General features: G+C 46.7%; 18 protein-coding genes. 10 read left to right on the forward strand and 8 right to left on the reverse strand.

The annotated features are described in order from the left end of the window. The first annotated feature begins 4 nt into the window (after nt 1-4). The 8 genes from map to DESAL_RS06105 all read left to right on the forward strand — a co-directional run bounded on the left by map (nt 5) and on the right by DESAL_RS06105 (nt 5,014). A complete protein-coding gene (map, locus tag DESAL_RS06075) occupies nt 5-772 on the forward strand; it encodes a type I methionyl aminopeptidase (RefSeq protein ID WP_015851087.1) in 768 nt (255 codons plus the stop codon). A 188-nt stretch (nt 773-960) separates the two neighbouring features. Continuing rightward, nucleotides 961-1,074: a 50S ribosomal protein L36 gene (gene rpmJ, locus DESAL_RS20025; protein ID WP_015851088.1), complete on the forward strand. Its 114-nt coding sequence runs from the start codon at nt 961-963 to the stop codon at nt 1,072-1,074. A gap of 12 nt (nt 1,075-1,086) precedes the next feature. Then, entirely contained in the window at nt 1,087-1,458 is a 372-nt protein-coding gene (gene rpsM, locus DESAL_RS06080; protein WP_015851089.1) for a 30S ribosomal protein S13, read from the forward strand. A gap of 73 nt (nt 1,459-1,531) precedes the next feature. Further along, nucleotides 1,532-1,921, forward strand: a complete 390-nt coding sequence (gene rpsK / locus DESAL_RS06085) for a 30S ribosomal protein S11 (protein WP_015851090.1) — start codon at nt 1,532-1,534, stop codon at nt 1,919-1,921. 19 nt (nt 1,922-1,940) lie between these two features. Next, complete coding sequence (rpsD, locus tag DESAL_RS06090; RefSeq protein ID WP_015851091.1) at nt 1,941-2,567, forward strand: 30S ribosomal protein S4; 627 nt, start codon at nt 1,941-1,943, stop codon at nt 2,565-2,567. Nucleotides 2,568-2,580: 13 nt separating this feature from the next. Next, nucleotides 2,581-3,621, forward strand: a complete 1,041-nt coding sequence (locus DESAL_RS06095) for a DNA-directed RNA polymerase subunit alpha (RefSeq protein WP_015851092.1) — start codon at nt 2,581-2,583, stop codon at nt 3,619-3,621. Then, complete coding sequence (rplQ, locus tag DESAL_RS06100) at nt 3,611-4,036, forward strand: 50S ribosomal protein L17 (RefSeq protein WP_015851093.1); 426 nt, start codon at nt 3,611-3,613, stop codon at nt 4,034-4,036. Before DESAL_RS06095 ends, rplQ begins: the two co-directional genes overlap by 11 nt. 84 nt (nt 4,037-4,120) lie before the next feature. Beyond that, nucleotides 4,121-5,014 (forward strand): selenium metabolism-associated LysR family transcriptional regulator, encoded by an 894-nt coding sequence (locus DESAL_RS06105; protein ID WP_015851094.1) that lies wholly within the window; start codon nt 4,121-4,123, stop codon nt 5,012-5,014. Nucleotides 5,015-5,080: 66 nt separating this feature from the next. Here the strand turns inward: DESAL_RS06105 and DESAL_RS06110 are convergent, their stop codons facing one another. From DESAL_RS06110 to mqnE, 3 genes are read right to left on the reverse strand one after another with little or no spacing between them, the layout of a single operon-like run. After that, entirely contained in the window at nt 5,081-5,905 is an 825-nt protein-coding gene (locus DESAL_RS06110; protein ID WP_015851095.1) for a menaquinone biosynthesis protein, read from the reverse strand. Further along, complete coding sequence (gene mqnC / locus DESAL_RS06115; protein ID WP_015851096.1) at nt 5,898-6,995, reverse strand: cyclic dehypoxanthinyl futalosine synthase; 1,098 nt, start codon at nt 6,993-6,995, stop codon at nt 5,898-5,900. Before mqnC ends, DESAL_RS06110 begins: the two co-directional genes overlap by 8 nt. Before the next feature lie 4 nt (nt 6,996-6,999). After that, the gene (gene mqnE, locus DESAL_RS06120; protein ID WP_015851097.1) at nt 7,000-8,088 is read right to left on the reverse strand and encodes an aminofutalosine synthase MqnE; all 1,089 of its coding nucleotides are present in this window, start codon (nt 8,086-8,088) and stop codon (nt 7,000-7,002) included. A gap of 91 nt (nt 8,089-8,179) precedes the next feature. On the opposite strand from mqnE, the gene DESAL_RS06125 reads away from it, so the two are divergent. Then, entirely contained in the window at nt 8,180-9,028 is an 849-nt protein-coding gene (locus DESAL_RS06125) for a 1,4-dihydroxy-6-naphtoate synthase (RefSeq protein ID WP_015851098.1), read from the forward strand. Between the two features lie 192 nt (nt 9,029-9,220). On the opposite strand, the gene DESAL_RS06130 is transcribed toward DESAL_RS06125, so the two are convergent. The 5 genes from DESAL_RS06130 to DESAL_RS06150 all read right to left on the reverse strand — a co-directional run bounded on the left by DESAL_RS06130 (nt 9,221) and on the right by DESAL_RS06150 (nt 12,748). Further along, complete coding sequence (locus DESAL_RS06130; RefSeq protein ID WP_015851099.1) at nt 9,221-10,108, reverse strand: DMT family transporter; 888 nt, start codon at nt 10,106-10,108, stop codon at nt 9,221-9,223. Between the two features lie 175 nt (nt 10,109-10,283). After that, a complete protein-coding gene (locus DESAL_RS06135; RefSeq protein ID WP_015851100.1) occupies nt 10,284-10,541 on the reverse strand; it encodes an eL24 family ribosomal protein in 258 nt (85 codons plus the stop codon). Between the two features lie 94 nt (nt 10,542-10,635). Further along, a complete protein-coding gene (gene yjgA / locus DESAL_RS06140) occupies nt 10,636-11,151 on the reverse strand; it encodes a ribosome biogenesis factor YjgA (RefSeq protein ID WP_015851101.1) in 516 nt (171 codons plus the stop codon). Between the two features lie 276 nt (nt 11,152-11,427). Then, nucleotides 11,428-12,309: a DMT family transporter gene (locus DESAL_RS06145; RefSeq protein ID WP_015851102.1), complete on the reverse strand. Its 882-nt coding sequence runs from the start codon at nt 12,307-12,309 to the stop codon at nt 11,428-11,430. Between the two features lies 1 nt (nt 12,310). Beyond that, nucleotides 12,311-12,748: a C-GCAxxG-C-C family protein gene (locus DESAL_RS06150; protein ID WP_015851103.1), complete on the reverse strand. Its 438-nt coding sequence runs from the start codon at nt 12,746-12,748 to the stop codon at nt 12,311-12,313. 578 nt (nt 12,749-13,326) lie between these two features. On the opposite strand from DESAL_RS06150, the gene DESAL_RS06155 reads away from it, so the two are divergent. Further along, nucleotides 13,327-13,806 (forward strand): Lrp/AsnC family transcriptional regulator, encoded by a 480-nt coding sequence (locus DESAL_RS06155; protein WP_015851104.1) that lies wholly within the window; start codon nt 13,327-13,329, stop codon nt 13,804-13,806. The last annotated feature ends 134 nt before the right edge of the window (nt 13,807-13,940 follow it).

Consider the following 13,940-nt stretch of genomic DNA (forward strand, 5'->3'; position numbering starts at 1 on the left):
TGCTTTGAAGAAGTACAGAGGTATCTACCTCAAGAATGACAAGGAGATTGGCCTCATGCGTGAGGCCAATCGTCTTGTTTCTACCATTTTAGATATGCTGGGTGAAGCAATCAAGCCGGGTATCACTACCATGAGTCTTGAAGATATCGCCTGCAAAGCCTGCGAAGGTTATGGTGTTAAACCTGCTTTCAAAGGTTACCACGGGTTTCCTTTTGCCCTTTGCTGTTCCGTGAACGAAGAAATTGTTCACGGATTTCCTTCTGAGAAGAGAATTCTTGAAGAAGGTGATATAGTCAGCATTGATATGGGTGTTATTTATCAGGGCTTTTACGGTGATTCCGCCCGTACTTACCCGGTCGGCAAGGTAGCCGACTCTACCCGCAATCTTCTTGATGTTACTCGTGAGTCTCTCATGCGCGGTATCAAGCAGGCATTGCCGGGCAACAGTCTTTATGATATTTCCCGGGCAGTTCAGGAATATGCAGAAGGAGCAGGGTTCGGAGTTGTGCGCCGCTTTGTAGGCCACGGCATCGGACGAAACCTTCATGAAAAACCTGAAGTTCCCAACTTTGTACCCTCGGGTCTTCCCGGTGTGCAGCTCAGAACAGGAATGGTAATCGCCATCGAACCGATGGTGACTGAAGGTTCTCATGACATCGAAATTCTCGATGACAAATGGACCGCAGTGACCAAGGACAGGAAGCTGTCCGCCCATTTTGAACACACCGTTGCCATTACTGCGGACGGGCCTCAGATTTTGAGCCTTTCCTAATTTATTTTAAGTACTCCATAGGGGTTGATTTTTCTGAAATCGTTCTGTAGAGTACACGTCTTGAATTTCGCGGCAACGAAAGACTGGCATGGTACAGTTACCCTTTAGCCGGGTAGCTAGGCATTAGGCCCACAATCGGCTAGCTCCCGATTGTTGAAACTGTTTAACTGCATTATTTGGAGACGGTCATGAAAGTAAGACCATCTGTTAAGAAGATTTGTCCCAAATGCAAAGTAATCAGACGCAAGGGTGTTCTGAGGGTTATTTGTGACAACCCCAGACACAAACAGCGTCAAGGATAGAGAGGTATAACTGTGGCTCGTATCGCTGGAGTAGACCTTCCGAAAAATAAGCGTTTGGATATTGCACTGACTTACATCTACGGCGTAGGTCGGACTACCGCTCTCAAGATTCTTGATACTGTTGGTATCGACTGGACACTCAAAACTGATGATCTCAGTGGCGAGCAGGTGAACACCATCCGTAAGGAACTTGAAGATAATTACAAAGTTGAAGGTGACCTTCGCCGTGATCAGATCGCTGACATTAAGCGTCTGATGGATATCGGCTGTTACCGTGGACTGCGCCACCGTCGCGGACTGCCCGTGCGTGGACAGAGCTCCAAGACCAACGCAAGAACTCGCAAAGGTCCCCGTCGCTCTGTAATGAGCAGGAAGAAGAAATAATATAATCCGCAGTTGTCAGACCATGTAAAGGTCCCACGTGCTGCTGATATAAATTCATTCTGGAGAGAATGGTATGGCTAGACCTCGCCGTTCCGGCAAGAAAAAAGAGAAAAAGAATGTTCCCGTGGGCATTGCTCACGTAAAAGCAACATTCAACAATACCATCATCACCTTCACTGACCTGAAGGGTAACGTGATCAGCTGGGCTACTTCCGGTGCATCCGGTTTCAAGGGATCTAGAAAATCTACTCCCTTTGCTGCACAGGTTGCTGCTGAAACCGCTGCAAGAAAAGCTCAGGATCAGGGTATGCGTACCGTTGGTATTTTCGTCAAAGGCCCCGGCTCCGGTCGTGAAGCAGCAATGCGCGCAATCGGTAACGTCGGTATGAAGGTTAACTTCATTCGCGATATAACACCCATCCCGCACAACGGCTGTCGTCCGCCGAAACGTCGCAGGGTCTAATTTCGAAGGAGTAATAACCTTGGCCAGATATACTAAAGCAAAGTGCAGACTGTGTCGTCGTGAAGGCGAAAAGCTTTTCATCAAAGGCGACCGCTGCTTTACTGATAAGTGCTCTTATGAACGTCGTCCTTATGCTCCCGGTATTGCCGGTCGCATGAGAAAGAAAATGAGCGACTACGCAATTCAGCTTCGTGAGAAGCAGAAAGTGCGTCGCATGTACGGTGTCCTCGAAGGCCAGTTCCGCAGCTACTTCAAGCGCGCAGACGGCATGAAAGGCGTAACCGGTGCGAACCTGCTCATGCTTCTTGAGACCCGCCTTGACAACACTGTTTACCGTCTTGGTTTTGCCAACTCTCGCGCGCAGGCTCGCCAGCTCGTGAAACACGGTATCTTCACCAAAAACGGCAGACGTGTTAATGTTCCTTCCATGCATGTAAAACCCGGTGATGTAATCGAGGTTCGTGAAGAATCCCGTAAGATCCCCGTGATTGCAGAAGCACAGGAAGTTATTGCCCGTCGTGGCTGCCCTGAGTGGCTCGAAGCTGACGGTGCTAATTTCAAAGGTGAAGTTAAAGCGATGCCGACTAGGGAAGATATCCAGTTCCCTATCAACGAACAGCTGATTGTCGAGCTGTACTCCAAATAAGAAGGATTAGTGCATGCTTATTCAAGACGGTGACAAACTCATCAACACCCGCAACTGGGCCGAGCTGGTTAAGCCGGAACAGCTTGTGCGTGACCCCAAGTCTAACGAGCTTTATGGTAAGTTCATTTGTGAACCCCTTGAGCGCGGATTTGGAACAACCATCGGTAACTCTCTCCGCAGAGTACTGCTCTCTTCAATGCAGGGAGCTGCCGCGGTTGCTGTAAAGATCGAAGGAGTTCAGCACGAATTCACCACTATTGAAGGTGTGATGGAAGATGTGACTGAGATTGTTCTGAACATCAAGCAGATCAGATTCGCAATGACTACAGATGAACCCCAGTTTCTTACCCTTCGGGTCAATAAGCAGGGCGTCGTCACCGCAGCTGATATTCAGGAAAACCAGAACGTCAAAGTCCTCAATCCTGAGCAGATTATTGCGACTCTGTCCGAGAAGATGGACATGGAGATGACTTTCGAGATCCGCATGGGTAAAGGTTACGTACCTGCAGACATGCACGAAGGTCTTGTCAATGAAATCGGTCACATCATTCTTGATTCCAGCTTTTCTCCTATCCGTAAGGTAGCTTACAGTGTGGAGCAGGCTCGTGTCGGACAGATGACCAACTACGACAAGCTTATCATCGAAGTTTTCACCGATGGTTCCGTTACCCCTGAGGATGCAATTGCCTACAGTGCAAAGATCCTCAAGGATCAGCTCTCCGTATTCATCAACTTTGATGAAATGGGATCCGAGCAGGAAGAGTCCAAAGAAAGCGACCTCGATCTCAACCCGAATCTGTTCAAGAGCATCGACGAACTCGAACTCTCCGTTCGTGCTACCAACTGCCTCAAGGCAGCTAACATTCGCATTGTTGGTGAACTTGTGCAGCGCACTGAGCAGACCATGCTTAAAACCAAGAACTTCGGACGTAAGTCTCTCGACGAAATCCGCCGCGTTCTTGACAGCATGGAACTTAAGTTCGGTATGGTCCTCGAGGATTTCGATAAAAAGCATCAGGAATGGCTGAAGAGGAAAGAGAAAAATGAGGCATAAAAAGTCCGGAAGAAAGTTCAACAGAAGCGCTTCCCACAGGAAGGCCATGTTGAGAAACATGGTTCGCTCTCTGCTGACCTATGAACATATCCGTACCACCGAGCCTAAAGCAAAGGAACTGAGAAGCTCTTGCGAAAAGCTTATCACCCTTGCTCTCCGCAACGACCTTCACTCTCGTCGTCTTGCTTACAAGACTCTTGAGAACCACGGTCTTGTTAAAAGGCTTTTCGATGAAATCGGCCCCCGCTACGAAGGCGGCGGCGGTGGTTACACTCGCATCATCAAGCTCGCTGAACCCCGTAAGGGTGACTGCGCTCCCATGTGCATCATCGAGCTGACCAAACGTGCTGAAGCTCCTGCTGAAGAAGCTGCGGCAACCACTGAAGCTCCCGCTGAGGAAGCTCAGGAAGCATAAATCAATGCTTATCCAAAGGGGCGGAAAATATTCCGCCCCTTTTTTTTATAACTACATATAGATATTTTCGATACGAGAGATTACATGGACTTACGTCGACTCGAAGCCTTCTGCAAGGTATACGAATTAAAGAGTTTTTCCAAAGCTGGTAAAGAACTGTTTCTTTCTCAGCCCACTATCAGTGCTCATATCTCCACTTTGGAAGAAGAGCTTGGTGTTCCGCTCTTCGACCGTTTGGGCAGGTCTATTATGGCTACCCAGGCTGGTGAGGTGCTTTATCGCAATGCGAAAGATATTTACAGTCTGATCGGAAAAGCGCAGTCAGAAATCAACATCCTGCGCGATAAAGTTGTCGGTGATTTGGAAATTGGCGGTAGTACTATTCCTTCTCACTACCTTTTGCCTGAAATTCTTTATAATTATTGCAAAAAGTATCCTGACGTAAGCGTGCATCTCTCTGTAGGTGACACGGCTGAGATACTTGAAAAAGTCCGCTCAGGTGAGTTGATTATAGGTGTTGTCGGGGCTACTGCTGACGTTCCGAATATCGAGTTTGTTCCTATTATGCGCGATGAACTGGTTATAGTCGCTCCTCCGGTATTGGTTCGCAATTATGATGTAATTGATGACATTCAGCATCTTGCTGAACTTCCTTGGGTCATGCGCGAAGGTGGTTCCGGTACACGCAAGGCGCTTGAGGCCGGTTTATCTGAAATGGGCACCAGTGTTCGTGAGCTTAACGTTACTGTCTGGGTTGAATCCACCCAAGCTGTTGTGCAGTGCGTGAGGGCCGGACTCGGTGTCAGTGTGACTTCTCGCCTTGCGGCACAACCGCTTATTGATTCAGGTGAACTTGTTCACATCAGCGATCTACCGCTTAATCTTGATAGAAGTTTTTATCTTGCTCACCTTCAGGGAAGGGAGTTTTTCCCTGCTGTTCGTTACTTCATTGAGCATGTTAAGAGTTTGTCCAATTAGTACGAGTAAATCAAAAAGGCCGGATATGCATGAAGCATATCCGGCCTTTTTTTTGCGTTAAAAATATTAGATATCGAGAAATTCAAGTTCTGGTATATGGTCAATCTGTCCGGTTTTTAATAAATATTTCGAAAAGACTTTCAGTCCTTCAATTTCTGTTTTGCCTAAATCGTACACTAGACCGTCATAATAGGAGCGGCTTTCTTCGAGATTAAGCATGGTCTTATCGGCCGTCATCTCGCAGATTTTTTCAATATTTGCCTGCCCCCATTCTTTAGCACGAATTAAATCGCGCACAGCCTGCTTCACGTCTTCTCGGTGTGCTGCATCGCGCCGTACTGTCCAGATGCCGAAGATGAAAGGAAGTCCGGTCCATCTTATCCACTCTTCGCCCAGATCAAATATGTAAGGATACTCTGCATGCTTGCGCAGGTTCAGAGCTTCATCGCCAATGCAAAGGATAGCTTCAGGCTTTTCACCTGATTCAAGTCGTTCGGTTGCGTTACCGGTTTCGTAGGTAGCATTGAGAGGAATGTACTCTGAAAGCAGAATCTTAAGCAGTGCTGCAGAAGTGTGGGTCTGTGCGCTAACCAGCACATTGCAACCTTTGAGTTGTTCAAGAGGCTTGCGGCTGATCATAATTACGGATTGGACCGGGCCACGGCTGCCGATGGCCAGATCGGGAAGCAGCAAATATTGCTCAGCATGGCGCAGGTATTCAATGCTGGAGTTGGATGCAATATGCATCAATCCTTCGGACATCATTTTGTTCAACTGTGCCGGAGGACCGTAAACAAATTCAAAGTCGTTGGCGATCAGACCTGATTCAAGGGGATAGTAGATCGGCAGAACGTTTAAATATGAAATACGGCCGACTTTAACTTTATCCATTAGCATTCTCCGCAAGGGTGTAATCCATAAGCCTTTGCTTGGGCATGAATCCGGCTTTTTTGATCAGGTTATGGATTTCTGCTTCAGAGAGCCTGAAGCTAACGCCAGCGGCTTTTACAACGTTTTCTTCAATCATGGTAGATCCGAAGTCATTTCCGCCATAGAAAAGCGCTAACTGCGAAATTTTCGGACCCATAGTAACCCACGAAACCTGCACGTTGTCAAAGTTGTCGAGAACAATGCGAGATACTGCAAGCATCCGTAAATATTCAACACTGGTCATTTTGCGTGCATTAGGAATATTGGTGTTGTCCGGCTGGAAAGTCCAAGGAATAAAGGCAGTGAATCCACCGGTGCGATCCTGAACTTCCCGCAGTGCGAAAAGATGCTTGATGCGATCCACAGGCTGTTCTTCATGACCGAACATCATGGTAGCTGTGGTGCGCAGGCCAAGATTATGGGCAGTCTCCATTACTTCCAGCCACTTGGCAGCATTGCACTTATTGGGCGCGATCCTGCTGCGGACTTCATCCACCAGAATTTCGGCACCGCCACCGGGAATGGAAGCCAGTCCAGCCTTGATAAGTCTTTGCAGAACTTCTTTGATGGAAATACCGTTCAGTTCACTCCAGTAGACAACTTCCGGTGGAGAGAAAGCATGGATATGAACCGGATAATTATCCTTAATAAAGGCTAGCATATCTTCATAGAAAGAGAGCGGAAGGTCCGGGTGGTGTCCACCCTGCATTAGAATCTGAGTCCCTCCAAGGTCGATAGTTTCCTGAATCTTCTGACCAAGTTCTTCCCTGCTGATTACGAATCCACCATCTTTGCCCGGTGCAACGTAAAAAGCGCAGAAACGGCAGCCGCAATCACATATATTGGAGTAGTTGATATTGCGGTCGATTACATAAGTAACGATCGGTTCAGGGTGTTTTTTCATCCTGATGGAATGGGCAAGGCTACCCAGATCAAAAAGATCAGCTTTTTCCATCAAGGTGACGGCTTCATCAAAATTTATACGTTCCCCGGCTTCAACTTTTTTTCCGATTTCCAGAACTTCAGCGGGGCTTTGAGTTAAATTTGTCATATTATTAAACCTCATTAAAAGCCGCATCGCGTTCAACAGGGGTGAACCCGCAACCGACAATCATTTCTTCCAGTTCAGCACGACTCAAACCCTGTTCAGACTCGGCTCCGGCCATGTGTCCTATTTTTTCTTCGACTACAGTGCCATCGAAATCATCTGCGCCGAAATGGAGTGCTGCCTGAGCCTGCTTAACCCCGAGCATCACCCAGTAAGCTTTGATGTGGGGGATGTTGTCGAGCATAAGTCGGCTGACTGCGATATTGCGCAGTTCATCAACACCTGTAAGCGGATTATCGATCTTAAGCTTGCTGTTCTCGGTCAGGAAGGGAAGAGGAATCAGACAATTGAATCCGCCGGAAATATCCTGCTGACGGCGTAACTGATCCAGATGGTCAACGCGGTCTGCGTAGGATTCTACATGACCGTAGAGCATGGTGCAGTTTGTCGTGTAGCCAAGTTCATGGGCTTCACCGTGGATGCGCAACCATTCTTTGCCGGGAAGTTTTTCCGGGCAGATCTTGGCGCGTACTTCAGGATTGAAAATTTCAGCACCGCCACCGGTAAGCATCTCGGAACCGGCAGCTTTCAACCGTTTGAGAACTTCAACGGTTGTGATTCCTTCTGCACTGGCAAGATGATCTATTTCCACAGCAGTGAATGCTTTAATAGCAGCCTGAGGGAGAATTTTTTTAATCTCAACGAAAGTTTCTTCGAAAAATGAAAGCGGAATATCATGATGGCAACCGCCGACAACGTGAACTTCACGGGGGGGAATCGGTGCCTTTTCAAGCTTTTCTAGAATATCTTCTCTGCTGAGTTTGAAAGAACCGTCCTCTTCAGGTTTACGGGCATAAGCGCAGAACAGGCAACCATTTACACAGATATTAGTGTAATTGATATGGCGGTTAATTACGTAAAAAGTTTTATTGCCGTGTAGTTGGCGTCTGCGGATGGAGGCCAGCGCTCCCAGCGCGTTGATATCGGGACAGTTGAAAAGAGTCAGTCCGTCTTCGGTGGAAATCCTTTCTCCGGCAAGCACTTTGTCGAGGATCGAGCCGAGTCCGGCATTTTGGAAGTAATTTTTTGAGATCATTTATATTCACCTTTGTTCAGCCGTAAATAAAAGTCGCTTCCAGCCATGTCAACACTGGATTTCCGGCTCTTAAAAATATAAAACCTTGTCCATGAGCAAAATATTGAAATTGGGCTATTCGCCCTGTCCGAACGATACATTTATTTTTCATGCCCTCGCTAGCGGGGCTGTCAGCATAGACCCTTTCAAATTGGACGTCACCCTCGCTGATGTAGAGGAACTGAATTCCATGGCCCGTTCAGGGAAGATGGATATCTGTAAGGTTTCCGTCTATGCCGCCGCACACATTATGGATGATTATATCCTGTTGCGCGCCGGAGGAGCTATGGGCCGCGGTGTCGGGCCGTTGCTGCTCACCGGAGCACCTTGCACCATAGCGGACCTTGATGGCAAGCGTATTGCCATACCGGGGCGCAATACAACTGCAAATCTTCTTTTCAGCCTCATGTGCCGCGAAGCAGGAATCAAGGTGGATTTGGTGGAGATGATTTTTGATCAGGTCATGCCTGCCATCAAAAACGGAGAAGTAGATGCAGGGGTTGTTATTCACGAAGGCCGTTTCACCTACGAAGCTCTGGGCTTGTCCAAACTTGCTGACCTCGGCCAGTGGTGGGAGGATTTTTCCGGTCTGCCAATCCCGCTCGGCTCCATTGCAATCAAGCGTTCTCTGGGCGCTGAAACGGCTTCCCTCATCAATGCCGCTATCCGCAAATCCCTGACCCTTTCCTCTGTGGATGAAGAAGCTGCATGGCCCTACATCAAAGAACATGCACAGGAAATGGATGATGAGGTCATTCATAAGCATATCAAGACTTTCGTGACTGATTATTCCGATGATGTCGGTCAGGAAGGGGAGCAGGCTGTAGCCAGACTCTTGCAGGAAGCTGCGAGGATGGATGGAATTGAATTGCCGGATCAGCCTATTTTTATTGAAATGTAAATTTTACCGAAATTTACGAAAGTTAACTCGCAATATCTTATAAGGTATTGCGAGTTTTGTTTTTAAGAGAAGCTTAGTAAGCTATTTGCTCAGCCTATTAGAAGTTTTGATTTCCTATCTTGTCAAAAAAAGGCTGACATAGCGAACTATGCCAGCCCTGAAATCTAGGACTAATGTGCAGAAATAGATGTATTAACCGCTTTTCTTATCCTGACTCAAAATCACCCCTCCCATCACAAGCGCAGCTGCGGCAAACTGCATGGTGGTGAATGTCTCATCCAGTATCAGCCAGCCAAAGAAAAGGGTACAGACCGGAATCAGGTTTATGTAGGCGGTAGTCTGGTTGGCCGGAAGCTTGCTCATGCCGAAGTTGTACAGACCATAGCCGCCGATTGTTACGCCGATTCCTAAATATACTATGCTTCCTGCTGCCAGAGGATCGAAGACAGAGGGAAGATTTGTGGATGGTAAAGCCAGCAACGGCAGGTAAAATATTGCACCCATAAGGGCTTGAAATGCTGTGAGGAAAAGAGATGAGTAATGTGCGGTCATCTTCTTCAGCACGGTCATATAGCCAACCGCACAACACATGGCTAGAAATTCAAGGAAGTTTCCGAGTACTGGGTTTGGCGCATGCTCTGTCGATTCAGATGCCAGAGAAAGCCAGATCCCACCGCAAACAGCCAAAGCGAACCCGGTCAAAGTCCTACGGCTTAGGTCTTCGTTGAGAATAAATCGGGCAGAGACGGCCATAAGCAGCGGAAGAGTAGAGCAGATCATCCCGGCTTGAGAAGCTGATGTGTATGTAATGGCCTGACTTTCAAACACAAAGTACATACATGGCTCACAAAAGGCCATGAAGATAAGCCATCTGAAATCACCTTTGCGGATAGGTTGTTTCTTGAAGCTTGGAATGAAAAAAATGAAGCATAGGGTGGCCAGCATCATTCTTCCGAATATTACAAAAGTGGGGTCATATACAGCCATAGCCAGTTTTAAGGCTACAAATGAGCTCGACCAGAGCAGTACAGCGGTAAGCAGCGCTACTACCGCAACATACGGGGATTGGAGAAAGGACATTTTGACCCTCACGGGAAAGATATTTGAGAATTGAAGAATCTTGAAATAGGAGTTGTGATTTGCTTTGTCAATATAGCATTTTGTCCGGAAGGCATTAAATAATAGCCCTAAAATACAAAAATCCCCGCAGGCCGAAGCTTGCGGGGATTTTAATTATTGTGGTTACAGCTGTATGTTATCTGGTCCACGCAAGGAGGTTAAACGGGGTATATTTGTTGTCCGGGTTTTCCGCATAGCGGCAACCGAGATTTGAATCATCGCGTTTATTCACGATGTCGCAGTCAGAGCCTACATAGTGTGGGCATTTATTGTTGTTGCAGACCACGATTACTCCCCAACCGGATTCCGGCGGTGCGATCCAAGGGCTGAGCTCTTCTCCGCAATGGGGGCATGTCCTCTCTTCCAGTTCAACACCACTATAAGTATAAGTCACGGTATTTCTCCTTGATTGTTTGCTTGGGAAAGTGACTGTGAATTAATTCACAACATAAGTAAAGTAAGAATGTATTTTCAGGAGTCAAGCCCGGTTATTCAGATAATTCGCGCAGTGCTTTAAAAAGTGCACGGGAAGACTTGGGCGGCTTGGATTTCTCTTTCTCTTTTTTGGCATTGCGGGCCAACTGTGAAAGACGCTGGCGGTCTGCCTGCGGATGAAGTTCCGTGATTTCATCAAAAACGGAAAAATCACCGTCAATCAATCTGCTGCGCCACACCTCAAGAGCGTGGAATTTCATGTTGTCGGCCTTGTTTCCGGTCTCGATATCTTCAAGGAAGTCGATAAGCGGTTGCGGATCGACATCGCGCATGAGTTTGCCGATGTATTGTACTTTACGGCGTTTGGCTTCATGGGCTTTGATGGCCATGGCATCCAGCACTTCTTCAATGAAGTAGTCCGGAAGGCCGCATTTCTTGACCAGTTCCGGGCCAAGGGTCATCAGCTTTTCAGCAAGTTTCTGCAATGCGGTCATATCACGCTTTTTTTGTGATCTGCTCGGACCGGCATATTCCTCTTCGTCATTATATAAATCATCTGCATCGTACATATTAGTATGCCTCCGGCGACTTCTTCGAAGAGCCCAAAGTAACTTTTTGGAAAAACGTCTCTGGACTCTTCAAAAACTTTTAATAAGGCTTCGCCGTTTTGTGATTTCTAATTTGCGTTCGCACACCTTGAGGTGGGAAAGCCAAATTTAGGTTTATTTCAATGTGATGTCTCCAGCGGCAAAGTCCTAGTCGGGAGTGCAGAGGACCGTGGGCCCTTTGCCCGCCGGAGGCGAAATCTTTCTAAAAGAGCGCGTAGCGCATCATAATATAAAAGTCTAGTTGCGGTTGGTCAGCCAGACCCCGAAGATGGTCAGTGCGCCACCTGTTACGAGAAAAAGGTCGACAGGTTCATTTAACATGATGGCTCCGAGGATGACTGCAACAACCGGGACGAGGTTAATGAAAATTCCGGTCTTGGATGGACCTATCTCCTGCATTGCTTCGAAGTACCAGCTGAACCCCAGTCCTGTGCCGAATAAGGCCAGATAAAGAATGCAACTATAGTCTACAAGAGACGCGCTGATGATCTCAGACACCAGCCCGTGATAAAGAGCTGGTCCAAGAAGCATTATAGTCCCGAACAGGCAGCACCAGTATACCATTTCAATGGGGTGAATCTTTTTCATGACCGGTTTTCCGGCGAGCGAATAGGCCGCCCAGCTGATTACACAGCCGATGATGCATAAATCACCGTAACTCGTTCCTTCAGTAATTATTGATATGGGGTTGCCGTGTCCGATGATGGTGCTGACCCCGGTTAGGGCCAGAATGAATCCGGCAATCTTCCATAGTGTGAACTTTTCCTTGAATATGATGGCTGATCCAAGAGCGATGAAAGTAGGCGTGGCGGCAATAATGAGTGCGGCCCTGCCTGCGGTTACGGTCTGCAATCCGCTGAAAAACAGAATATTATACAGGAAAACTCCGGTCAGACCGAGAAACGACAGTGGCAGAATGTCTTCTTTGGTGCAGCTTGGTTTTTTGCCTGTTGCCCTGCATGTAAGAAAAAACATGAAGATGGAAGCAAAGAAAAAGCGCAGGAATGCAGCGGAATACGGGGTCAGGTCTCCGGCCAGAATTCTTCCGGCAATCCAGGTTCCGCCCCAAAAAATTACAGAGCCAATGAGTTTGAAGTAGAGAAGTGCGGGTGATGACATGTTATGCTTTGCTGTGAAGCAGGTTAATTGTGAAGTCTGTTATTTCTTCAACGATGGGTAAACATTTGTTCTGTTTAACTCTGTTTTCCTGAAAATATGTCTGACCTTGGGTGGTGGATAGGTCGCAGGTCGTTATGTCGAAGCAATTGATGGATTCATTACGTTCATTGAAGTGATCCGTCAATTTTTGAACTAAGCTGTAGCAATCTTCAATACTCTGTTCGGGTGAATTTCGACCGTGAGTAAGGCTTACTGCGAGAGTGGCTCCTTGCAATGCCCCGCATATCCCTTTGGTTCTTGAGGTGCCTGAACAAAAGGCTGTTGCAACTGCCGGTATGCATGGATTCTCCATGTCTGTGGCTTCGGCTATAGCCAGCAGTACACTTTCAGCACACAGATATCCATTGGTGAAGTAGTGGCATGCTTTTTCTCCATTCACGATTTTTCTCCATTTTAAATATTCTATGCTGATTTTAATAAAGTAATATCTTGCTGTTATTGCGGATTGTATTGGTAAATAATGATCTGATTGTTTTATGCAGTGAAAAAGAAGATCAATATTCAGAAATCCGAAGAATGTTCGGGAGGCTTGCTTTGTTCTGCTTTATTACATAATATACGAACTTAATTCGTCAAGATCCATTTGGCCCTAAAATACCTCAGATTCTTGTATAGTCGCTTTCTGTACTTCCGAAATCAGACTTTTGTATTAATTGTTTTTAAGTATTGCAGCATTTGTGTGTGTTGTTCTGTATTTATTGTTATGCCGATTTCCTACAAAATTGTATGTTACTTGATGAATGTCTGTGTTTTTGATTGATCAATTAATCAACTAGCGGCTTGTACGTTATGCATGTTTTGGTGTGCAGTAGTCGAAAATTCAGGTATAAGGGGTTATACGTAGAAAATGATTCGGTTACACTGTTGTTTTGCTTAACTTTTGATGTTTAGATGCGTGTCTTCAGGTGATTTCTTCTTGACAAAACTTTAAAAATTGAATTTTATTCTAAAAGACAAATGAATAAGAGAAAAATTGACGAAACTGATCGTAGAATTCTGACAATACTTCAGAATAGTGGCCGAGTCTCCAATGCTGATATCGCAAGAAAAGTCGGCATGGCTCCTTCAGCGGTGCTTGAGCGTGTCCGTAAGTTGGAACGCAAAGGTGTGCTTACCGGATATGAAGCTATCGTTAACCCAAAGGCCGTCGGGCGTTCCCTTACTGCTTTTATCTTTGTGAACGTTAATGAAGGCGTAGGTGCCACCTCCACAGGTGAAGAACTCTCCCGTGTTCCCGGAGTTCTGGAAGTGCATTACTGTGCAGGCCGTGACAGCTATCTTATAAAAGTCCGCTGTGAAGATACCGATGGGTTGGCCATCATGCTGGGGCAGATCGGAAGAATCGAAACCGTCAGGGACACCAATTCAACAATTGTATTAAACACTATCAAGGAGTCTCGGGCAATTCCTCTTGAAGAGGATGATTACGAATCATAGCAGACTGTGAAATATCCCGTGTGCAGGCTCGGCAGTGTGGGCCTGTAACTTCCTGTTGATTCAGGGTCGGAGTGATTTTTGATCGGTCTGCAAAATTTATGATTTTGAAGAACCATTAAAAATCTCAAGGAGAG

It is taken from the genome of Maridesulfovibrio salexigens DSM 2638 (assembly GCF_000023445.1).
Lineage (GTDB): Bacteria > Desulfobacterota > Desulfovibrionia > Desulfovibrionales > Desulfovibrionaceae > Maridesulfovibrio > Maridesulfovibrio salexigens.

Bases quoted from the DNA above. Each gene is read 5' to 3' on its own strand.
- rpmJ (WP_015851088.1), top strand. From the start codon at position 961: ATGAAAGTAAGACCATCTGTTAAGAAGATTTGTCCCAAATGCAAAGTA.
- rpsK (WP_015851090.1), top strand. From the start codon at position 1,532: ATGGCTAGACCTCGCCGTTCCGGCAAGAAAAAAGAGAAAAAGAATGTT.
- DESAL_RS06095 (WP_015851092.1), top strand. From the start codon at position 2,581: ATGCTTATTCAAGACGGTGACAAACTCATCAACACCCGCAACTGGGCC.
- rplQ (WP_015851093.1), top strand. From the start codon at position 3,611: ATGAGGCATAAAAAGTCCGGAAGAAAGTTCAACAGAAGCGCTTCCCAC.
- DESAL_RS06105 (WP_015851094.1), top strand. From the start codon at position 4,121: ATGGACTTACGTCGACTCGAAGCCTTCTGCAAGGTATACGAATTAAAG.
- DESAL_RS06110 (WP_015851095.1), bottom strand. From the start codon at position 5,905: ATGGATAAAGTTAAAGTCGGCCGTATTTCATATTTAAACGTTCTGCCG.
- mqnC (WP_015851096.1), bottom strand. From the start codon at position 6,995: ATGACAAATTTAACTCAAAGCCCCGCTGAAGTTCTGGAAATCGGAAAA.
- mqnE (WP_015851097.1), bottom strand. From the start codon at position 8,088: ATGATCTCAAAAAATTACTTCCAAAATGCCGGACTCGGCTCGATCCTC.
- DESAL_RS06125 (WP_015851098.1), top strand. From the start codon at position 8,180: ATGAGCAAAATATTGAAATTGGGCTATTCGCCCTGTCCGAACGATACA.
- DESAL_RS06130 (WP_015851099.1), bottom strand. From the start codon at position 10,108: ATGTCCTTTCTCCAATCCCCGTATGTTGCGGTAGTAGCGCTGCTTACC.
- yjgA (WP_015851101.1), bottom strand. From the start codon at position 11,151: ATGTACGATGCAGATGATTTATATAATGACGAAGAGGAATATGCCGGT.
- DESAL_RS06145 (WP_015851102.1), bottom strand. From the start codon at position 12,309: ATGTCATCACCCGCACTTCTCTACTTCAAACTCATTGGCTCTGTAATT.
- DESAL_RS06155 (WP_015851104.1), top strand. From the start codon at position 13,327: ATGAATAAGAGAAAAATTGACGAAACTGATCGTAGAATTCTGACAATA.